General features: G+C 42.2%; 16 protein-coding genes and 1 riboswitch. Of the genes, 6 read left to right on the top strand and 10 right to left on the bottom strand.

Annotation, left to right across the window (positions count from 1 at the left end; translation table 11 throughout):
• Window positions 1-15: 15 nt before the first annotated feature.
• The 9 genes from recC to rppH all read right to left on the bottom strand — a co-directional run bounded on the left by recC (window position 16) and on the right by rppH (window position 10404).
• Complete coding sequence (recC, locus tag ABWP91_RS18635) at window positions 16-3393, bottom strand: exodeoxyribonuclease V subunit gamma (protein WP_353244504.1); 3378 nt, start codon at window positions 3391-3393, stop codon at window positions 16-18.
• Window positions 3371-3757, bottom strand: a complete 387-nt coding sequence (locus ABWP91_RS18630) for a type IV pilus modification PilV family protein (protein WP_353244503.1) — start codon at window positions 3755-3757, stop codon at window positions 3371-3373. Before ABWP91_RS18630 ends, recC begins: the two co-directional genes overlap by 23 nt.
• The gene (locus ABWP91_RS18625; RefSeq protein ID WP_353244502.1) at window positions 3754-4191 is read right to left on the bottom strand and encodes a YgdB family protein; all 438 of its coding nucleotides are present in this window, start codon (window positions 4189-4191) and stop codon (window positions 3754-3756) included. The genes ABWP91_RS18630 and ABWP91_RS18625 overlap by 4 nt, the downstream gene beginning before the upstream one ends.
• Window positions 4191-4796 (bottom strand): prepilin peptidase-dependent protein, encoded by a 606-nt coding sequence (locus tag ABWP91_RS18620; protein WP_353244501.1) that lies wholly within the window; start codon window positions 4794-4796, stop codon window positions 4191-4193. The genes ABWP91_RS18625 and ABWP91_RS18620 overlap by 1 nt, the downstream gene beginning before the upstream one ends.
• Window positions 4790-5275: a prepilin-type N-terminal cleavage/methylation domain-containing protein gene (locus tag ABWP91_RS18615; protein ID WP_353244500.1), complete on the bottom strand. Its 486-nt coding sequence runs from the start codon at window positions 5273-5275 to the stop codon at window positions 4790-4792. Before ABWP91_RS18615 ends, ABWP91_RS18620 begins: the two co-directional genes overlap by 7 nt.
• A 312-nt stretch (window positions 5276-5587) precedes the next feature.
• On the bottom strand, window positions 5588-6439 hold the full coding sequence (locus tag ABWP91_RS18610) for a thymidylate synthase (RefSeq protein WP_353244499.1): 852 nt from the start codon (window positions 6437-6439) through the stop codon (window positions 5588-5590).
• A 115-nt stretch (window positions 6440-6554) separates the two neighbouring features.
• Window positions 6555-7451 carry a prolipoprotein diacylglyceryl transferase gene (gene lgt / locus ABWP91_RS18605; protein ID WP_353244498.1) on the bottom strand — a complete coding sequence of 299 codons (897 nt, stop codon included), beginning with the start codon at window positions 7449-7451 and terminating at the stop codon, window positions 6555-6557.
• A gap of 168 nt (window positions 7452-7619) precedes the next feature.
• On the bottom strand, window positions 7620-9866 hold the full coding sequence (gene ptsP, locus ABWP91_RS18600; protein WP_353244497.1) for a phosphoenolpyruvate--protein phosphotransferase: 2247 nt from the start codon (window positions 9864-9866) through the stop codon (window positions 7620-7622).
• A gap of 4 nt (window positions 9867-9870) precedes the next feature.
• Window positions 9871-10404, bottom strand: a complete 534-nt coding sequence (rppH, locus tag ABWP91_RS18595; RefSeq protein WP_042845994.1) for an RNA pyrophosphohydrolase — start codon at window positions 10402-10404, stop codon at window positions 9871-9873.
• Window positions 10405-10517: 113 nt separating this feature from the next.
• A riboswitch (TPP riboswitch) is annotated at window positions 10518-10615 on the top strand.
• A gap of 58 nt (window positions 10616-10673) precedes the next feature.
• Between rppH and thiB the strand changes: the two genes are divergently transcribed.
• The 6 genes from thiB (at window position 10674) to rluA (ending at window position 20525) form a co-directional block, all read left to right on the top strand.
• Window positions 10674-11678 carry a thiamine ABC transporter substrate binding subunit gene (thiB, locus tag ABWP91_RS18590; protein WP_353244496.1) on the top strand — a complete coding sequence of 335 codons (1005 nt, stop codon included), beginning with the start codon at window positions 10674-10676 and terminating at the stop codon, window positions 11676-11678.
• On the top strand, window positions 11654-13258 hold the full coding sequence (gene thiP, locus ABWP91_RS18585) for a thiamine/thiamine pyrophosphate ABC transporter permease ThiP (protein WP_353244495.1): 1605 nt from the start codon (window positions 11654-11656) through the stop codon (window positions 13256-13258). The genes thiB and thiP overlap by 25 nt, the downstream gene beginning before the upstream one ends.
• Window positions 13251-13955 (top strand): thiamine ABC transporter ATP-binding protein ThiQ, encoded by a 705-nt coding sequence (gene thiQ, locus ABWP91_RS18580; RefSeq protein ID WP_353244494.1) that lies wholly within the window; start codon window positions 13251-13253, stop codon window positions 13953-13955. The genes thiP and thiQ overlap by 8 nt, the downstream gene beginning before the upstream one ends.
• A 62-nt stretch (window positions 13956-14017) precedes the next feature.
• Window positions 14018-16369, top strand: coding sequence for a DNA polymerase II (locus ABWP91_RS18575; RefSeq protein ID WP_353244493.1), 2352 nt, complete (start codon window positions 14018-14020; stop codon window positions 16367-16369).
• 384 nt (window positions 16370-16753) lie between these two features.
• Entirely contained in the window at window positions 16754-19660 is a 2907-nt protein-coding gene (gene rapA / locus ABWP91_RS18570; RefSeq protein ID WP_353244492.1) for an RNA polymerase-associated protein RapA, read from the top strand.
• A gap of 214 nt (window positions 19661-19874) precedes the next feature.
• Entirely contained in the window at window positions 19875-20525 is a 651-nt protein-coding gene (gene rluA / locus ABWP91_RS18565) for a bifunctional tRNA pseudouridine(32) synthase/23S rRNA pseudouridine(746) synthase RluA (protein ID WP_353244491.1), read from the top strand.
• Window positions 20526-20812: 287 nt separating this feature from the next.
• Here the strand turns inward: rluA and djlA are convergent, their stop codons facing one another.
• Window positions 20813-21628 (bottom strand): co-chaperone DjlA, encoded by an 816-nt coding sequence (djlA, locus tag ABWP91_RS18560; RefSeq protein ID WP_353244490.1) that lies wholly within the window; start codon window positions 21626-21628, stop codon window positions 20813-20815.
• Between the last annotated feature and the right edge of the window lie 2 nt (window positions 21629-21630).

Below are 21630 nucleotides of genomic sequence, written 5' to 3'. Positions count from 1 at the left end.
TATAATGCACTCCCGTTATTTTAAATATTTAGTCATTGGTTGTAAAAAACGCTGTGTATTCTGTAACAGCGATTGAATCATTGTACTATTCAAGTTTCTACAAGCCCTCAACACGTAATCATCTTCCATCTCGCCTTTTTTCATCGAACTCCCTTGGAGACTTTGAATTAAGGCTGATAATGCTTTTTGTTGGCTTTCTTCTGATGAGAAATCATATTGCTTCGTTTTTTTATCAAAACAAGCCGTTAACCAATTCCAGCCACTTTGGTTTAAAAGAATTAATGGGGTGTTTAGCCCTTCACAATAACCTTTTACTAAGCTTTTTAAATAACCTAATGCATCATCTTTTTCAATGGATGAAAACTGCCAAATACTGTTATCACGCCCCAATGCAACACTTTCCCCTTCACCAACTTGAGCATTAAAAAAAAGATGCTCAATCCATAGCTGGACTCCATCATTCGCGGTTAGGTAAGCTGGTCGATAACGTAACATGCCTGTTTCGTGAACATTCTTAAGCTGCCCTGTAATTTTGATCCCTTCAATTTCACAATCTATTGGATAATCAAATAGCTGAACCTCATAATCTTTTATTTTTTCAGCTAATGGAACAATCTCATTCAGTTGCTGTTCCCAAAAAAGCTGACCAAATTGTTTTGCAGGCAATTGCCCCGATGCTTTAAGCGCATGATAAAAAGGATCAGGGCTTTCCTCTTTGACAAGCAAATCTAAAATTTGATCATTAATTTTATAGCGTTGTAAACGCCCAAGAATAAAAGGCTCTTCTTCAGGCAGCTCAGTTTCTTCAATTGAAAAATGTACTTTCAGACGTTGCTGGAAAAATGCACGAATAGGATGACGATAAAAACGTAAAAGCTGCTCTAAGGAAATATGTGTAATTTCCTCTTCAGGATCTTTGAGAACTAAACAAAAAGAGTTTTCTACCCGTTCAGTTGTCTTAGCCGCTGGTAGCCACTCTTTTGCAAAACTTTGATAAGGTGTTTGAGGAAGATAGTTTTCTTTTGCAAAAGGTACTCGGGTATGCAGGGTAACCAGATGGGATTTTAACTGCTTAGAACTGTCATCAATATTGAGTAACTCATCACCTTCCAAGCAGAAACTTTGGCAAATATAATCAAGTAATTCCGTCACTAAGACAGATGGATTACATGGTTGATTATCACGAATTGAAAGCCCGATATAGCTAATATAGAGCTGCTTAGTTGCTGAGTTAAGTGCCTCTAAAAAGAGGTAACGGTCATCATCTCGACGCTTTCTATCTCCTCTCGCTGGTTTTTCTGCCATTAAATCAAACCCTAATGGCGGAATGCTTCGTGGGTAAGCACCATCGTTCATACCCAGCAAACACACTACCTTGAATGGAACAGAGCGCATTGGCATCAGTGTACAAAAGTTAACAGCTCCAGCTAAAAAGCGTTGACTAATTTTTTCATCATCAAAGCGTACTGAAAGTTCGTCTCTGATCAAACGAAGTGGAATAGGTTTGTCATAACCTGATTCCATAGCATTTTCGATGATTTGATGCCACTGTTCGGTTAAAAGAACCAAAACCAGCTCTGTTTCACTATCAACCTTAAAGCAGCTATCAATAAGTTGCTGACAAAGCTCTTTCCATTTATCAAGCGGCCGCTCTTGCTCTAATACTGTACGCCACTCTCTTAATGTATTAATTAATAAAGCCAATTTTCCTGCTAGCTGAGCTGCCAAACCACTGCACTCATCGTAAGGTAAGATACCATTCCATGGGCCATTTCGACTATCCATGGCATAACCTAATAACATTCGACTTAAGCCAAACTGCCACGTATTTTGCCCTATAACAGGTAAAGCAAATGAACGTACATTGTCATCGTCAAGCCCCCAGCGGATCCCTGACTCATTCACCCAACGTCGTAGCAAACTTAGTTCACTTTCATCGATCCCAAAACGCTGAGAAAAAGCCTTAACCTCCAGTAAACTAAGCACTTGTTCTGTAGAAAATCGGCTTTGAGGCAAATCTAGCAACGTGATAAACGCTTGCAAAATTGGATGTGCTTGTAATGCTTTCCTGTCAGAAATAGAAAAAGGAATATAATGTGAAGATGATGTATTTCCAAAGACAGCCTGAATATAGGGGGCGTAACTATCGATATCTGCCACCATAACAATCACATCTCTTGGTGTTAATGATGGGTCATCTTCAAAGATAGACAACAGATAATCTTGCAACACTTCGACTTCACGCTGGGCGCTATGACACAAATGGAACGAAATAGAATCATCCCCTTTATGTATTAGCCCTTTTCCTTGGCTTGTCTCATAGTTTTCTAATGTCGTTCCAAGCTGTGCGTGATTTTCAAGATCTAAAATATCTTGCTGGATATTTTCTAGTAGGCTTACTCTATTGGTATCAACATAAGCAGAAATTTCATTCGCTGTATCAATTTGAGAAATAAAATATAAATTATCTCGCCCCAGTTTTCCCCACGAAGCTAGTAACGGATTAACGATATCCTGCTCACCATCATCATTAAATAAATGAGGTACATGCTCTTCAATTTTAAAACGTGATATCTCATGTTTATCAAGATAATGACGTAGTTTTCTTTGTTGTAGCTTAGCTAAGAAAGAGGCACTTTGAATATCCCCCCAATAATAACGACAAGGGTTTTTAAACATTAGATGGATATCAGTATGTTCCGAAATTGCATTCAACGCTTGAAGATAAACAGGTGGTAGTGATGAGATCCCACAAATAAAAATACGTTTAGGAAGCATTTTCCCTAAAGAAGGTGTACTTTTTAGTCTACCAATAAAATTTTCGTATAAATTAGCGCGGTGCCAAGGTGATTGGTTTAATTCATTTGAGTATTCAACAAGACATAACCACAGCCTTTTTTGCCATAGCTGATTGGTACTGAGTCCTTCTATTAGCTCATTTTGTTGCCACTTTTCAATCCATTGAGGCCGATAAACTAAATATTGGTCAAATAGGTCTGCAACCCTGCCTGCAAGCTGATGAAGTTTTCTTTTATCTGTATCATGCTGCAAATAATGCCTTAATGGTTCGAATTCCTCCTCATCAATAACCTTGGGTAAAATTGTCATCAATTTCCATGTCATTGCTTGTTTGGTATATGCACTTTCTTTCGGTATATCAGGTAGCACACGCCTGAACATGTCCCATATAAATGTAGCTGGTAACGGATAGTTAATATTCGCGGCAATCCCAAATTGTTTTGCGAGTTCAATCTGTAACCACTGAGACATCCCAGGGCTCTGCACTAAGATGATTTCTTGCTCAAAAGGATGAGATAGAGGTTCATTTTTCATTAAGTGGGCAATGAGATCTTTTAACAAATCTAATTGGTTAGAATGATAGACTTGAAACATGACGCTCTCCTATTGAGCAATACCAACGGCTGAGCGAAAGCCGCTGCCTAGAAATAAGTAATGAAACCATCAACTCAGTGCAAAACTCCGCTGGGTAGCGGTGACTTTGTTCAATCTTCCCAACAGAGTATCGCAAATCTGTATCAATGAAAGAGCTTTCCGTATTTGAAATTCCATCGGTAGGTAGGCGTTGCTTTTCTAATACACTATGCAATCCTCTGACAACCATTGAACTCTTATATAATTGATTAAAATTCAATACGATATATTGTGTATAGTTTAACAAAGCGATAAGTAAGATGGCAAAAACTACCATAGCAACCATTGATTCTATTAATGCAAACCCTTGTTGATGTATTTTCACAAACAAAATCCTTTTTGTTTAACTGGACAATAATCTAACCAGCCATTCTTATGAGGAATAATTTTCTGTTTCAGTGCATCCCACTCAACCAATTGATACACTTTTATATCTAAGCCATCTTTATAGGGGCTTTGACCCGATAAAATAGAAGTTGAACGACTATAAAGCTTTAAACAACTTGTCCAATTTTGTGTTGCATTCTGCTGACAAACCCATTTTTTCTTTGTGTTCATTTCCCAAGATAATGTTAGCCCCCATGCCAATGCCGATTCAGCCCGATTAAACTCATTATAATATTTCGTTTCTTTGTGCCACTCGTCCTGTGCCCGTCTTTGAAAAAAATGGAGAGAGCTAATTAATAACAAGCCCATTGTCATTAAAACAACAGTCATTACTAAAGCAATATTACCTCTTTGGCTGTCCATTTTTACCATTATAAATTCCTAAGTTTCACGGCAATTCGATAATCAAAGACCTGTCTAGGTAATAACTTTGTTTCTACACTCATAACTACTTCTAGTAGTTGAATATTCATAAGCCAATTAAAGGATAATTTTTTTACAGTCACCAATTTTACATCAAACAATGACTGCCAGCGTATTCCGCTACAATCCCTAACATTCCTGTTTGACTCTAACTTTCCATTATTTAACCGATAGCCAAAATAATCTGTCTCAGTTGTTTTTGACCTAACATCAACCCATTTGCCTGATAAATCTTGGTCATAGGCAAAAATGATACAAGTATTTCTTCCCTCACTGAACGATTTAGCACTAATCACTATTGGCTCTCCAAGACAGCTAGAAGAGCTGCAAAAACCAATCCGCATAAAATCCTTTTCCATATTTAGTAAAATTTGCCTGACCTCCTTATCTAATTGATATTGAAAGTAAGCTCGATATGTCTCCTTAAAGATTGACGGAATACTACTCATAGCAGCAACACAAATAAGACTACTTATCGCCATCGCAACCAACATTTCAATTAACGTAAATCCCCTTTGCTTTGTCTTGTTTAAGCAACTTATTGGGATCAACATTTAGGTACCCCAGCCACACTGTGATATGAACACGTTCTAACCCGTCCTAAAGCAGACATGTAAACAGAAATAGCGTCATTTTTATTCTTTAACTGAAAACTAAATGCGCGGCTAGTTCCTTGCTTCCCATATAAATCAACGAAAGTTCTCGTTGATTTAGCGAGTTCAATTCCCTGAAATTTATCAGACGTGATTTTCCCTACTTCTTGGCGGGTGTTTGCATCTTTGATGGACATCCACCAAGTAGCTTTCCCTAAACTAACGGAAAGAGTTTGATGTCGATTTAAATAAATGCCTTCTTTTACATGATGGTAAATAAACTCAGACACTTGCCTCGCTGTATCAATAAGCCTTTGTTGTTCAATGTATTTCTCCCAATAATGTAGCCCTGAAAAAACAGTTAAAGAACAAATAAATAGCACAATTAAAATCTCTACCAATGTAAAACCTAATTCAGTCTTCCTCAGTACGATTTTCATAAATATCCTCCATACATGTACAGAGGAAAATCTCGCTTAAAAAAAACGAGATAACGAGTAAATGATTTGTTGTTTACATAGCGCTTCCCAAAAAAATGAACACGCTTGATTTGTATTTAAATCAATTTGCGAAGCGCTTCGCAAAACAATTGAGGGAGAGAAAAAATGTGCAGTTTTCTTACTCGAGGAGCAACAAAATAAAACGCATTAGCAAAGCGCGGATAGCTCAAGGAGGGGAAATATGTATTCAAGAATAGAACCTATGGTGACTCTTTATCTAAAGCCACCATAGTCACAAAAGAGGATCATTAATTAAACAGTAAATGGATATTTGATAGCTTCATGACATTGATACCCATCGAGCTTGAAGTCATCAGTAGTTACCCATGTTTCAATATCTTCTAACGTTTTAATTTTTGGATTAATAATTAATGAAGGAGAAGGATATGGTTCACGTTTTAATTGCACATCTCTCATCAACGGTAACTGGTTTTCATAAATATGTGCATTTACAATCTTATGATAGGCCTTACCTGCTTTATGGCCCGTGATGCGTGCCATTACTGCAAGTAAAACAAAGCATTGTACTTGATTAAAATTCAAACCGAGCGGAACATCACAGCTGCGCTGATACGATGTTAGATGCAGCGTATCACCTAATAATGAAAATGTATGAGTGTGCATACAAGGACGCAAGCACCCCATTTCAAATTCACCAGGGTTATAGAAAGTGATGATTTCCGCGCGGTCATCAATACCATTTTTTAAGTTATTAACAACTTTCTGAAGTTGATCAAGATGAGTGCCATCTGGGCGTTGCCATGAGCGGCCTTGAACACCATAAACACGGCCCATATCGTCTTCACCTTTTCGATGAGGATTATTCAGCCAAGCTTGGTTTTCATTCGCATTTGCGTTCCAAGTGTTGCAACCAATTTCCCGAAATTGTGCTGCATTATCATAACCACGCAAGTAACCGAGTAGCTCTGCAATCGCTGCTTTGTAAAAGCTTTTACGAGTCGTAATCAAAGGGAACTGATTATTACCAACATCATATTCAAGATCGGCATTAATAACAGTTAAACAACGAACGCCTGTGCGTTTATTTTCAACCCATTGCCCTTCATCAATGATACGTTGGCATAAATCTAGATACGGCTTCATAGTGGCTCTCTTTTATTCAAAAAATAACTTAACTGGTAAGCTTAGTACTAAATACGTTATCTTCAGTGAAATTGTTGTACTTAAAATACTAAGCTAACCACAATAACAATGCTAGCTAACTACCTTTAGGCTCTTTTTCTGGCTTATGAGCAGGAACATTTTTACCGTACTTATATGCCCATACAATCATTAAAATACCAATGATTATCATAGGAATAGATAAAATCTGCCCCATACTGATACCACCAAACAACCCAAGTTGCGCATCAGGCTGCCTAAAGAACTCCACAATGATCCTAAATGCACCGTAGCCGATTAAAAACAGCCCTGAAACACTACCCATTGGTTTTGGTTTACGAACAAACAAGTTAAGAATGAGGAACAGGACAATACCTTCTAAGAACATTTCATACAGCTGTGAAGGGTGCCTTGGTAACACACCATATTGCTCTAAAATCGGCAGTAAAGAAGGGTCTTGAGCCGCCAATTGAATATCTTCGCTGCGTGAATGTGGGAACAAGAAAGCCCAAGGTGTATCAAGGGTGACACGCCCCCACAACTCACCATTAATAAAGTTACCGATACGTCCCATACCTAAACCGAATGGGATTAATGGAGCCACAAAGTCAGAAACTTGGAGAAAACGACGACGAGTTCGATGTGCAAACCACATCATGGCACAAATAACACCAATTAAGCCGCCATGGAAGGACATCCCACCATCCCACACCTTAAAGAGATAAAGCGGATCATCGAGGAAAACAGGGAGGTTATAGAAAAATACATAGCCAAGGCGCCCACCAACAAAAACACCAACAAAACCAACATACAGTAGGTTTTCAACTTCGTTTTTTGTCCAACCGCTATTTGGTTTTGCAGCACGGCGCCCCGCTAGCCATAACGCAAAAACAAAGCCAACAAGGTACATAAAACCATACCAGTGCAGCGATACTGGCCCAATTGAGAACATAACAGGATCAATTTCCGGAAATGCTAAGTAGCTGTTACTCATCGTTCCCCACTTTTAATGATTAAGCCAACTATTGGCTGACTATAAAGTATTCAATACACTTCAATTTATTTGAAGAGCGCGAAAGCATACAACAAAAAGCATGGTGACTTATACTCGTATATAATCACTTTAGCCTAATTTAACCGCAGACGAACAAGAATAAAGGCGCTAAATGCCACCACGCACAAAACCACCTAAATGATGTATTTCCATAAAATGGCTAGCTTCTTTTCGAACACTTTCACATGTTTCAGCCATTAATAATTTATTGACTAAATCAGGCATTAACACAGGATCAAGCTGGCGAATAAGGTATTTCATCCGCGGGACACTGCGCCCACTCATACTTAACGAGCGGTAACCAAGGGCAATTAATATCATAGCACTGAGTGGCTGGCCTGCCATCTCACCGCACACACTGACAGGAAGCCCTAGACGCTGGCAGTCTTCACTAACCTTCGCAAGGAAGCGAATGACCGCAGGATGGAGATTATCATATAGCGCAGCGACATGTGTATTGTTGCGGTCAACTGCAAGTAAATATTGTGTAAAGTCATTGGTACCAATAGAAATAAAATCGACACGTTTTTTTATTTCCGGTAATAAGAATAGCAATGAAGGCACTTCAAGCATCACCCCCACCTGCGGCATTTTTATTGTCTGCCCAATCAACTGACTGACCTCTTCCTTTGCTCTATTTATTAATGAAATAGCTTCATCTATCTCATTAATACTGGTCACCATCGGCAAAAGAATACGTAAATTTCCAGCTAATGCATTAGCTCGTAACATCGCCCTTAATTGAATTAAAAAAATCTCAGGCTGGTCAAGCATTATGCGGATCCCTCGCCAACCTAGGCTTGGATTTTCTTCACTGATAGGCATATACGGAAGCTGTTTGTCTGCCCCAATATCGAGGGTGCGTAACACCACAGGCTTTGTTGGGAATAACTGTAAAACTTCTTTATATAACTGTTTTTGTTCGTCTTCTGAAGGAAAACCATTATGCAGCATAAACGGTAGTTCTGTGCGATATAGCCCAACGCCATCAACTCCAGTATTAATTTGCTGCTCGTAACGCGGGCTCAGCCCCGCATTTAAGTGGATCTGTATCGGCTCACCACCGATTAAAGTCGCATCTTGCTCTAAAGTTCCCTCTGCTAAACGACTAATAACGTTTTCTTCTTCAATAATCTGCTGATATTCTTGAATAATTAGATTTTCAGGTTCAATGAACACTTCGCCACGATAACCATCTAAAATCAAATGACGGTTATGCAGTAAAGACGGTTCAATATCGGCGCCCATAATAGCAGGAATACCCATTGCTCGAATTAAGATTGCCGAATGCGAGTGTGTTGCACCATCACGTACAATAACACCCGCGAGTTGCTCCATTGGCAATTCAGCAAGCACACTGGCACTGAGTTCATCAGCCACTAAAATGAAGCGATCGGGCCACTGTTCATTCGCCGTTAACGAGTCATCAAGATGGAATAATAGACGTTGACCTAACGCCTTGAGATCTGCGCCTCGCTCTCTTAAATAGAGATCACGTAAACGAGAGAATTGCTCAACATAGTTTTCAATAACCATTTTCACTGCCCACTCAGCGGCAGCACCATCATCAATGGCCGCAAATAAATGTTTTTTAAGCTGAGGGTCGCTAAGCAGATGATTATAAAGGTCAAAAATTGCCGCACTTTCTTTCGCAGAACTCGCCATAAAGCGTTTACTGATCCGCCGACATTCTGCCGTTGCACTTTCTAAAGCGGTAATTAAACGTTGCTTTTCACTATCAATATCAATGGCACTGGTTTGGCTGATACTATCAAAAGAGGGTTGTGAGTTATCTTGCCAACCATAGGCCATTGAGATTCCCTGAGAAACTGGGATGGCTTTAATTCTATTTTGCCGATATTGCCCAAAAATCCCTTTGGATTGTGCTTGCGATAGGATCACAGCGAGCTGCATCGACAGAGTCACCATAAAAGATTCTTCTGTCTCATTAAACAGGCGTTTTTCACGCTGCTGAACAACAAGCACGCCTAATAATTGGCGCCGATAAACAATGGGGACACCAAGAAAGGCTTTAAGCTGCTCTTCTTTTAATTGAGGAAGGTATTTGTATTGAGGATGTTCACGGGCATCAGCGAGGTTTAGCATTTCAGATTGGCGCCCAACCGCGCCAACAACGCCTTCATCAAAGCCAAGGCGAACAGCAATCCCGCTAGGTTTTTTTAACCCGCGGGTTGCCATTAAGTAATAGCATTGGCGAGGATGATCAGCCAAGTAAATCGAACACACATCAGTTCGCATTGCTTTGCAGGTTTCATTCACCAACACTTCGAGCGCATCAGTCAAACTTGTCGCCATCGCAACTTTTTCGACAATTTCACGTAAACGCATCAACATAGGCTTACTTTGCTCCGCGCCTACGGTTATTAAAAACAGGTCGTTGTGGTAATTTTTGTTCCTGTAAAGGCATAACAACTGGAGCGAATTCTTTCATTACACGGCGATAGACTTCCCGTTTAAAAGAGACCACCTGCCTGACAGGATACCAATAACTGACCCATCGCCAGCCATCAAATTCTGGCGATTTACTGCGCTGCACGTTTATATCGGCATCATTACATTGCAATTGGAGTAAAAACCAACGCTGTTTCTGCCCAATACAAACTGGTTTTGTATCCCAACGCACCAAACGCTTGGGTAATTTGTAACGTAACCAATTACGGGTAGACGCCAATAACCTGACATCCTTACGCTGTAGCCCAACTTCTTCGTATAACTCACGATACATCGCTTGCTCTGGTGATTCCCCCGGATTGATGCCTCCTTGAGGGAACTGCCATGAGTGTTGACCATAGCGGCGAGCCCATAAAACCTGCCCTTGCCGATTACAAATTACAATTCCTACATTCGGGCGGTAGCCATCATCATCAATCACTCGACTACCCCAATAACCAAATTTGAAAGATACCTAATTGTTTCACACATACCCTAACTGGTAAACCTATATCAATACAGTTTGCAGATATGTCCGAAGTCTCTACAATAGTGAGCGTCTCAACGGGGTGCCAATATTATTTTGGCTGAGAAATAACCCGTAGAACCTGATCCGGTTAATACCGGCGTAGGGATTTGAGCCACCGCCTGCAAACCTGCATCGGTTCACTCTCAAATCCTGTGTCACTCTCTTTTAGCGCAGGAAAAAGCATGTTTAAAAACAAAATTATAGCATCGATTTTTACCCTTAGTACACTCAGTTTAAGTCAATTCGCATGGGCAGAAAAACCAACCCTAACTGTCTATACCTATGACTCCTTTGCCGCAGAGTGGGGACCAGGTCCGCAAATTAAAAAGAATTTTGAAGCTCAGTGTGACTGCGAATTAAAAATTGTTGCGTTGGGAGATGGCGTTGCGCTATTAAACCGTTTAAGAATGGAAGGAAAAAAAAGTAAAGCTGACGTCATTTTAGGCTTAGATAACAATCTATTAGATTCCGCTGAAAAAACAGGCCTCTTTGCCCCTGCTGAAATTGACACGACAGCCTTAAAATTACCCATTGCATGGAATAGCTCTATTTTCATTCCTTATGACTATGGCTATTTTGCTTTCATTTATGACAAAAATAAAATCCAACAACCTCCCACAAGTATGGATGCGCTATTAAATAGTGAAAATAACTGGAAAATCATCTACCAAGACCCACGCACCAGCACACCAGGGCTTGGGCTGATGTTATGGATTGAAAAACTATATGGTGATAAATCCGCAGATGCTTGGAAAAAAATGGCTGGAAAAACCTTAACGGTCACCAAAGGTTGGAGCGAAGCATACGGTTTATTCTTAAAAGGTGAAGGCGATTTCGTTCTGAGCTATACCTCATCGCCGGGCTACCAAATGCTCAACGACAAAAAAGATAACTACGCCGCTGCCTTGTTTGATGAAGGCCATTACATGCAAGTAGAAGTCGCCGCAAGGTTGAAAAACAGCCCACAACCTGAACTCGCTAAGCAATTTTTGCAATTCGTTTTAACACCTGAATTCCAAAATACATTACCAACCACTAACTGGATGTATCCTGTGATTGATATTCCTCTGCCAGAGGTTTATAACCAACTGCCTCTGCCCCAAAAAGCCTTACAATTTAGTTCACAAGAAGTGGCTAAAGAACGTCAAAACTGGACTCGTTTATGGCAAACAGCCGTCAGTCGTTAATTAATCTCTCTTTATTACCGGGAGTTCTCGCTTCCGGTTTATTAATTACGATAGCGCTTCTCAGTTTTGGAGCGCTGTGGTTTTTTGCCCCTGAAATCGCCATTGATGACATCATCAGCGACAGTTATCTATGGCATGTCATTGGCTTTACCTTTTGGCAGGCTTTTTTGTCCGCTATTTTTTCCGTGCTTCCTGCCATTTTCCTTGCAAGAGCACTTTACCGCCGTCGTTTTTGGGGGCGTACATTATTTATACGCCTTTGTGCGATGACGCTTGTCCTCCCTGTTTTAGTCGCTGTATTTGGTATTTTATCGGTATATGGGCAAACAGGTTGGCTGGCAAAAATCAGCCACTGGATAGGTGTGGAATACCACTTTTCACCCTACGGCTTAACAGGTATTTTACTTGCGCATATTTTCTTTAATATGCCGCTCGCCACGAGGATGTTATTGCAATCCTTAGAAAATATCGCCATTGAACAACGGCAAATGACAGCGCAATTAGGGTTTAATGAGTGGCAACAGTTTAAAATTTTAGAATGGCCATATTTGCGTAGGCAAATCCTCCCTACCGCAGCACTGATCTTTATGTTGTGCTTTGCCAGTTTTGCCACCGTACTCGCTTTAGGTGGTGGCCCTGCGGCAACAACGATTGAACTCGCAATCTATCAAGCACTTAATTATGATTTTGACCTTGGTAGAGCGACAATTCTGGCGCTCATCCAATTATTTTTCTGTATTGGATTGATGTTTATTTGTCAAAAAATCAATAATTTATTTTCAGTCGGTTTTAGCCACCAAACACAATGGGTAGACCCCGCAGATAACCGTTTTCGCCGCATTCGTGATTGCTTATTCATTGCTGCGGCGATGTTATTGTTGCTCCCCCCGCTGCTTGCCGTCGTTTTCGATGGTTTAAACGGGCAGCTATTATCGGTCTTACAGCAACCTGCATTATGGCAAGCCACAGGAACGTCGCTGTTTATTGCGCTCTGTGCAGGTGTAGTTTGTGTCACTCTCACCTTGATGCTGCTTTGGAGTAGCCGTGAGCTGCGTTTACGCCAAGCCGTGCGACTTGGACAAGCGATTGAGTTAAGCGGCTTAATTATTTTAGCTATGCCAGGGATCGTCCTTGCAACAGGTTTTTTTATCTTTTTCAATGAAACCATTGGGCTACCTGAATCGCCCTACCCTGTGGTGATTATGACCAATGCCCTGTTAGCTATCCCCTATGCTTTAAAAGTCCTCGAAAACCCTATGAGAGACACCGCGGAGCGATATAACCCTTTATGCCAATCCTTAGCGATCACCGGGTTTAACCGTTTTAAAATTATTGAGCTCAAAGCACTACGTAAACCAATTGCCCAAGCTCTCGCATTTGCTTGTGTGATTTCAGTGGGGGATTTTGGCATCGTGGCGCTGTTTGGTAATGAAAATTTCCGCACGCTTCCCTATTATTTGTACCAGCAAATTGGAGCATATCGTACCAATGATGGCGCGGTAACCGCGATGCTGCTGCTAATGCTGTGTTTTTGTTTATTTAGCTTGCTTGAACGCATTTCAGGAAAACACCATGATTAAGCTGACAAATTTAGATTACCAATATGATAACTTAGCGATGTCATTTGATTTTTCAGTAAAATCAGGGGAATGTGTCGCGATTATGGGGCCAAGCGGTGCGGGAAAAAGCACGTTATTGAGCTTAATCAGCGGCTTTCAGTTTCCCAAGACAGGCGCAATAGAACTTAATGGGCAAGATCACACCTTCACGCCACCAGCACAACGCCCTGTTTCCATGCTATTTCAAGAAAACAATTTATTCGCACACTTAACGATACGACAAAATATCGCCCTTGGTTTGCAGCCAAGCCTGCGATTGGGCTCGTCGCAAATGCAGGTTGTCGAGCAAATTGCGGCTCATGTCAGTTTAACTGAGTGCTTAGACCGCTTGCCTGCACAACTTTCAGGAGGGCAACGCCAACGTGCCGCCCTTGCCCGCTGCTTGGTTCGCAATCAACCGATTTTATTGCTTGATGAGCCTTTTTCAGCCCTCGATCCTGCCCTGCGCCATGAAATGCTTATGTTGTTAAAAACGGTTTGTGCAGAAAAATCCATCACATTGTTAATGGTGTCTCATAATGTGGATGACGCCCTGCAAATTGCCCCAAGAACGTTAGTCATCGCTGATGGTGTAATTGCCTATGACGGCGATACACAAGCTTTATTGCAAGGGCAAAGTGCCGCTTCTGCACTTCTTCGTGCCACCAACACCAATTAATACTGTATAAATTCACACTACTGTCGTATATTATTGGGTAACTTAGCGAACCGAGTTGCCCAATGCCCCAATCAATGTTCCCTGTACAACAAGGCTTTATCTTAAGTCGGCACTGGAAAGACACCCGCCACGGTGTTGAGGCCACGTATTGGCTTCTCACAGACACGCACCCGCAAAAAATAACCATTCCCAATCAAAAAGCAGTTGGCTTTTTATCAGCTTCAAAGCTACCAATTGTTCAGCATCTTTTAGATGAACAACCGAATGTCAGCTACCGATTACTTGAACTCTCTGACTTTCAAAGGGAAAAAGTCTACGCCATCTATTGCCACCAATACCGCCAATTACAGAATATCGAAAAAAGCTGTAAAGAATTAGGTGTTGAGCTTTTTGAAACCGATATTCGCCCTTGTGAACGCTATTTAATGGAGCGCTTTATTACAGCACCAGTGTGGTTTTCCCGTAATTCTCGCGGTGAATATCAACTCAAACCTTGCGAAGGCTACCGCCCCCCCATTAAAGCCGTTTCTCTTGATATCGAAACCAGCCAACATGGTGAGCTGTATTCAATCGGGCTATCTGGTTGTGGTGACAACGTGGTGTTTATGTTAGGCCCAGACCAAGGCCCTGCATTAAATTCGGATCATCGCCTTGTGTATGTAAATAGCCGGCCTCAATTGCTTGATAAGCTCAATGAATGGCTACAGCAGTACGACCCTGATGCCATAATCGGTTGGAACTTAATCCAGTTCGACCTACAGGTTTTGCAAAAACACGCAGAACGCTATGGCATTCCGCTGTTATTTGGGCGGCAAGGGACAAAACTTGAGTGGCGGGAACATGGCTTCAAACAAGGCGTTTTCTTCGCTTCAGCCCAAGGTCGGCTTATTATCGACGGCATAGATGCACTCAAAAATGCGACATGGCATTTTGCTTCGTTTAGTCTGGAATCCGTCGCCCAAGAGCTCCTTGGTGAAGGTAAAGCAATTGATACCCCCTACGACCGAATGGACGAGATTAACCGCCGCTTTACTCATGATAAGCCCGCTTTGGCACACTACAACATTCAAGACTGCGTTTTAGTCCACCGTATTTTCGAAAAAACCGATCTCATGGCGTTCTTGCAAGAACGTTCGTCGGTTACAGGCTTAGTGCCAGATAAAATGGGGGGCTCCGTTGCGGCATTTTCCCACCTTTATATTCCACGTTTACACCGCCTTGGTTTTATCGCGCCGAATTTAACTGAACACAAAATGCAGTTAAACCCAGGCGGATTTGTGATGGACTCACAACCGGGCCTGTATGACTCTGTGTTAGTGCTGGACTACAAAAGCCTGTACCCCTCAATTATCCGTACCTTTTTAATTGACCCCGCAGGCATGATTGAAGGGCTTGCTCACCCCGAACCACAACATTCTGTGCAAGGTTTTCGCCAAGCGTGGTTTTCACGTACAACCCATTGTTTACCCGATATTGTTAGCCATATTTGGCAAGCGCGCGATAAAGCCAAAAAAGAACAAAATGCGCCGCTTTCTCAAGCCTTAAAAATTATTATGAATGCCTTTGCAGGTGTGCTTGGCGCTGAAGGTTGCCGTTTCTTCGACCCGCGCTTAACCGCCTCAATCACCATGCGCGGCCATGAAATCATGCGTACAACCAAGCGATTGATTGAATCCCAAGGTTATCAAGTCATTTATGGGGATACAGACTCCACATTTGTTTGGCTACGTGACCAACACTCTGAAGAACAAGCACAAAAAATTGGCTATGCCCTTCGTGACTACGTCAATGATTGGTGGAAACAACATTTAAAGGATGAATGGCAACTCGAAGGCGTGCTTGAACTTGAGTACGAAACACATTATCGCCGTTTTCTTATGCCAACCGTGCGTGGTGCTGAAATGGGCAGTAAAAAACGTTATGCAGGTTTAAGCCAAGATAAAATGATATTCAAAGGGCTAGAAACGATCCGTTCAGATTGGACGCCACTCGCACAAATTTTTCAAAAAGAGCTCTACACTCGAATTTTTCATCGCCAATCGTATCGTGAATATATTCGTGAATATATCCAAAATATTCGGGCGGGTAAATTTGATGACCGTTTAGTTTACCGTAAACGCTTACGTCGAAAACTCACTGATTATCAACGAAATGTGCCGCCACATGTTCGCGCGGCACGTGCCGCAGATGACTATAATGTAAAATTACAGCGTCCATTGCAGTACCAAAACGGGGGCTGGATAAGCTATATCATTACATTAGCGGGGCCTGAACCACTCGAAATAGTGACAGCAAGGCCAGATTATGAACACTATATTTCTAAGCAAATCAAACCAATAGCCGATGCTATCTTACCTTTCTTAGAGGATGACTTTGATACCCTATTAACAGGCCAAATTACCCTGTTGTTTTAAAATTTATTATTCCACTGATGCTTTTTTAACAGGTGACGATAAGCCGCGGTTGAATTAATATAACGCCCCTTTGATATCCGCACAGCTCGACTGCACAAATAATGCGCGATAATCAGTAATACTCGTTATAATTCAATCAGCACTTCTTGCCTTATCTTTAACGCGTTTTTCGCTAAGAAGTTAAAGCAATGACAGTGAGCCACTGCAATTTGAATTTATTAATGTGTATAATTAATCATCAGGTAATGACTATTTTTACAAAAAATCGAATTCTTCCTTGTGCAACAACTAATGAGTTGCACCAACACTGGGCGAAGATTCTGATAAAAATTGTCTAAAAAAATCTAAGAATAACTCACAAATTTATGGAATTAAGTTAAATCTATGCCATTTACTCTTGGTCAACGCTGGATCAGCGATACAGAAAGCGAACTTGGATTAGGCGCCGTTGTGGCTATCGATACCCGCATGGTAACGTTACTTTTCCCTGCAAGTGGCGAAAACCGCCTTTACTCACGCAGTGATGCGCCCATTACCCGAGTGATGTTTAATGAAGGTGATACCATCACCAGCCACGATGGCTGGCAACTTCAAGTTGAAAGCATTGAAGAAGATAAAGGATTATTAACTTACATTGGTACGCGTTTAGACACGCAAGAAGCTGATGTAAGCCTCAGAGAAGTGTTTCTTGATAGCAAATTAACTTTCAATAAACCCCAAGACCGTTTATTTGCAGGCCAGATTGACCGTATGGATCGCTTTGCACTGCGTTTTCGCGCACGTAAATTTCAAAGCGAACAGGTTAAGCACCAAGCGACAGGCCTGCGTGGCATACGCGCCAGTTTAATTCCGCACCAGTTACACATCGCCAACGAAGTCGGCAAGCGCCACCATCCACGCGTTTTACTCGCAGATGAAGTGGGCTTAGGGAAAACCATCGAAGCTGGGATGATAATCCACCAGCAACTTATTGCTGGCCGTGCTGAGCGTGTTCTTATCATCGTCCCTGATAGCTTGCAGCATCAATGGCTGGTGGAAATGCTTCGTCGTTTTAACCTGCGTTTCTCACTGTTCGATGACAGCCGTTATAGCGAGGCACAACACGACAGCGATAACCCATTTGAAACTGAGCAATTAGTCCTGTGCTCACTGGATTTTGTCCGCCGCAACAAGCAGCGTTTCGACCAACTGGTTGAAGCAGGCTGGGATATGATGGTTGTCGATGAAGCACACCATTTACAATGGAGTGAAGCTGCACCAAGCCGCGAATATCAAGTAATTGAAACATTAGCAGAAAATATTCCTTCAGTCCTTCTGTTAACTGCGACGCCTGAGCAGCTCGGTCAAGAAAGTCACTTCGCACGTTTGCGCCTTCTCGACCCAAGCCGTTTTCATGAATATGCGGAATTTGTTGCAGAGCAAGATAACTACCGCCCAGTTGCCGATGCTGTTTCATTGTTATTATCTGGCGATAAACTGACTAATGATCAACAAAATTTACTCAATGATTTAATCAAAGAGCAAGATATTGAGCCATTACTGAAAGCCGCTAATCTCGAAACGGAAGATGGCACTGCCGCTCGCCAAGAGCTGATTAACATGCTGATGGACAGGCACGGCACAAGTCGCCTGTTATTCAGAAACACCCGTAATGGTGTTAAAGGCTTCCCTCGTCGCGAACTGCATTCGTTAAAAATGCCATTACCGACCCAATACCAGACCGCAATTAAAGTCGCAGGTATTATGGGCACCAAAAAAGACACCGAAACTCGCGCCAAAGAAATGCTCTACCCTGAGCAAATTTACCAAGAGTTTGAAGGTGAAAATGCGACGTGGTGGAACTTTGACCCCCGTGTTGAATGGCTGATGGGCTTTTTAACCGCGAATCGCAATGAGAAAGTCTTGGTTATCTGCGCAAAAGCGGCGACTGCACTGCAATTAGAGCAAGTTTTACGTGAACGTGAAGCGATTCGTGCTGCCGTCTTCCACGAAGGGTTATCCCTGTTAGAGCGCGACCGTGCTGCGGCGTATTTTGCTTCTCAAGAAGAAGGCGCACAGGTCTTACTGTGCTCTGAAATTGGTTCAGAAGGCCGCAACTTCCAGTTCGCAAACCAGTTAGTTATGTTTGACCTGCCGTTTAACCCTGATTTGCTAGAGCAACGTATTGGCCGTTTAGACCGTATTGGCCAAAGCCGTGATATTAGCATTCATGTGCCTTTCTTAGAAAACACCGCACAAGCCGTGCTTATCCGTTGGTATCACGAAGGATTAGATGCCTTTGAGCATACCTGCCCGACTGGTCGCGCTATTTACGATAAATACTACCAACCACTGCTGCAATTTATGGCAGAACCAACAGTCACCGAAGGGTTTGATGAGTTCATCAAAACGTGCCGTGACGAACATGACTGCTTAAAACTGCAATTAGAACAAGGCCGTGACCGTTTGCTGGAAATGCATTCAAACGGTGGAGATGCAGGTAACCAACTAGCAGAAGAAATTGGTGAAGGCGATAACGACACTGAGCTGGTTAACTTCGCACTAAACTTGTTTGATATTGTTGGTATTAATCAGGAAGATAAGAGTGATAACTTAATCATCTTAACGCCATCCGACCATATGTTAGTCCCTGATTTTCCGGGTCTTCCACAAGATGGTTGCACCATCACGTTTGATAGAGAGCAAGCGCTTTCCCGTGAAGATACGCAATTTATCAGCTGGGAACACCCGATCATCCGTAATGGGTTAGATTTAGTGTTATCGAGCGATACGGGCAGCTGCGCAGTTTCTTTATTGAAAAACAAAGCATTACCTGTCGGTACGTTATTAACTGAGTTAATTTATGTGGTCGAAGCGCAAGCACCAAAAAACTTGCAAATCAGCCGTTTCTTACCCGCGACACCAGTACGTTTATTAATTGATTTAAAAGGCAATAACTTATCTTCTCAAGTTGAGTTTGAAAGTTTTAACCGCCAATTAAATGCGATTAACCGCCATATGGCGAGCAAACTGGTGAATGCAGTACAAAACGAAGTGCATTCAGTTCTGCGTTTGTCTGAACCGATGGTGGAAAAAGAAGCTAAATTACTGATTGAGAGCGCGAAAGATGCCGCTGATAAAGCGTTAACCTTAGAACTTTCACGTTTAGAAGCGCTAAAAGCGGTCAACCCAAATATCCGTGATGAAGAACTGGATATTATCGAGGAAGAACGCCAACAACTGATGACCAATATTGACCAAGCCACATGGCGCCTCGATGCCATCCGCTTAGTTGTCGTGACGCATCAGTAAGCTATAACAATCGAACCATAGAACACTTTATGGTTCGATAATTAATTTAAAATCTACAACTCGATTTACTTACGTAATAATTGAATTACCCTAAATAATTCGAGTTGTAGGTAGGCGGCAAATGAAGCTATCTCAGGGAGCATACACAAGTATGTAACCTGAGCAGATGAATGAAGCCAACACCCCTACAACTTGAAGTATGACGGGTAATTTTATGGAACCTTACCATCCCTCCATTGAACCTTGGCTGCATGTGCTCTACCAAGATGAACATATCATAGTGGTGAATAAACCCAGTGGCTTACTTTCCGTACCAGGAAAAGCCCCTGAACACCATGACAGCATTATGAGCCGCGTTCAGCGTAATTTTCCCGCAGCAGAATCTGTTCACCGGCTTGATATGGCGACTAGCGGTGTCATGGTCGTTGCGCTGCATAAAGCTGCCGAGCGTGAACTCAAGCGCCAATTTCGAGAGCGTGAGCCTAAAAAAGTCTATATTGCGCGAGTATGGGGTCACTTAGAGAAAGAAGAAGGGCTGATTGATTTGCCGTTGATTTGTGATTGGCCAAATCGGCCAAAGCAAAAAGTGTGCTTTGAAACGGGTAAATCAGCGCAAACAGAGTACCAAGTATTGGGACGTGAAGAACAAGCCACTCGCGTGAAACTGTCACCGATCACAGGCCGTTCCCATCAATTGCGCGTTCATATGCTTGCATTGGGTCACCCTATCCTTGGCGATCGCTTCTATGCCCACGATGAGGCCAAAGCCCTTGCACCTCGTTTGCAGTTACATGCTCAGGAGTTATACATTACCCACCCTGAATATGGCACACCAATGCATTTTACCTGCCAGCCCGATTTTTAGGTTACTCAATCGATTGATTTCCCTATCCCCTAAATAGTTCGTGTTGCAGCTAGGCGGCAAGAGAGTGGAGCCCTAGGAGCATACATAAGTATGTGACTAGGGTTCGCGAGCGCAGCCAACAACGCTGCGGCGTGAAAACGGAATATACCACTTCCCTCTTTCCCCTAAATAATTCGGACTATAGGTAGGCGGCAAATTGAGGATATCTCAGGGAGCATACATAAGTATGTGACCTGAGTAGCCGAAAGCAGCCAACACCCCTATAGTTCGAAGTATGACGGGGAAAGTTATTTAAAGCCAAGCTCCCTTTTAACTAAGTCGTACGCCGCTTGGATTGATTGAGCCTTCTGCTTCGCAATTTCCATCATTTCTGGCGGTAAACCTTTTGCCACTAATTTATCTGGATGGTGCTCGCTCATTAACTTGCGGTAAGCACGCTTAATCTTAGTTGGCTCGTCGCTAGGAGACACACCAAGGACTTTACAGGCATCTTCGAGTGTTGGGCCATTAGATTGCTGGTAATAGCCCCCTGATTGCTGCTGGGAGTATCCTTGACCGAATTGGCGACCACTTTGGATCATATCCAAGAATTGTTCGAACTGAACTTTTGAAATACCAAGCTCTTCTGCAATGATAAACAGTACTTTTCTTTCGTTTGGATGAAGGGAGCCATCGGCAAAAGCGGCCTGTAATTGAATTTCCAGAAACATCTGAATTAAGTCGAATCGACCGTAGCATGCCATGCGTAATTGTTTTAGAACATCACGTAAAGGAAAGTTAGGTGATTTCCCTTCTCGAAAAGCTTGTTGAGCCGCTTTTCGGGTTTCGCCGTGCAGTTGCATTCTGTCCATCAAATTTGATGCGAGCTGAATATCCGTCTCAGTTACACGGCCTTTAGACTTGGTTAAATGCCCTAAAATTTGGAAGGTGCTCGCAAAGAAAATAATTTGGCGATCACGCTTATTCATCGACCCGGCAAATTTACGTTGTATTGATGCTTTATCAAAGCCGTGGCCAATAATTAACCCCGCTAACGCCCCCCAAAAACCTAATCCAGAGACGATTGCGAGTATTACGCCAATAATTTTACCCCAATAGTGCATAT

It is taken from the genome of Providencia sp. (assembly GCF_040396775.1).
Lineage (GTDB): Bacteria > Pseudomonadota > Gammaproteobacteria > Enterobacterales > Enterobacteriaceae > Providencia.
This window is presented reverse-complemented; position numbering and strand designations above follow the sequence as displayed.

Bases quoted from the DNA above. Each gene is read 5' to 3' on its own strand.
- recC (WP_353244504.1), bottom strand. From the start codon at position 3,393: ATGTTTCAAGTCTATCATTCTAACCAATTAGATTTGTTAAAAGATCTC.
- ABWP91_RS18625 (WP_353244502.1), bottom strand. From the start codon at position 4,191: ATGGTAAAAATGGACAGCCAAAGAGGTAATATTGCTTTAGTAATGACT.
- ABWP91_RS18620 (WP_353244501.1), bottom strand. From the start codon at position 4,796: ATGTTGATCCCAATAAGTTGCTTAAACAAGACAAAGCAAAGGGGATTT.
- ABWP91_RS18615 (WP_353244500.1), bottom strand. From the start codon at position 5,275: ATGAAAATCGTACTGAGGAAGACTGAATTAGGTTTTACATTGGTAGAG.
- ABWP91_RS18610 (WP_353244499.1), bottom strand. From the start codon at position 6,439: ATGAAGCCGTATCTAGATTTATGCCAACGTATCATTGATGAAGGGCAA.
- lgt (WP_353244498.1), bottom strand. From the start codon at position 7,451: ATGAGTAACAGCTACTTAGCATTTCCGGAAATTGATCCTGTTATGTTC.
- ptsP (WP_353244497.1), bottom strand. From the start codon at position 9,866: ATGTTGATGCGTTTACGTGAAATTGTCGAAAAAGTTGCGATGGCGACA.
- thiB (WP_353244496.1), top strand. From the start codon at position 10,674: ATGTTTAAAAACAAAATTATAGCATCGATTTTTACCCTTAGTACACTC.
- thiP (WP_353244495.1), top strand. From the start codon at position 11,654: ATGGCAAACAGCCGTCAGTCGTTAATTAATCTCTCTTTATTACCGGGA.
- thiQ (WP_353244494.1), top strand. From the start codon at position 13,251: ATGATTAAGCTGACAAATTTAGATTACCAATATGATAACTTAGCGATG.
- ABWP91_RS18575 (WP_353244493.1), top strand. From the start codon at position 14,018: ATGCCCCAATCAATGTTCCCTGTACAACAAGGCTTTATCTTAAGTCGG.
- rapA (WP_353244492.1), top strand. From the start codon at position 16,754: ATGCCATTTACTCTTGGTCAACGCTGGATCAGCGATACAGAAAGCGAA.
- rluA (WP_353244491.1), top strand. From the start codon at position 19,875: ATGGAACCTTACCATCCCTCCATTGAACCTTGGCTGCATGTGCTCTAC.
- djlA (WP_353244490.1), bottom strand. From the start codon at position 21,628: ATGCACTATTGGGGTAAAATTATTGGCGTAATACTCGCAATCGTCTCT.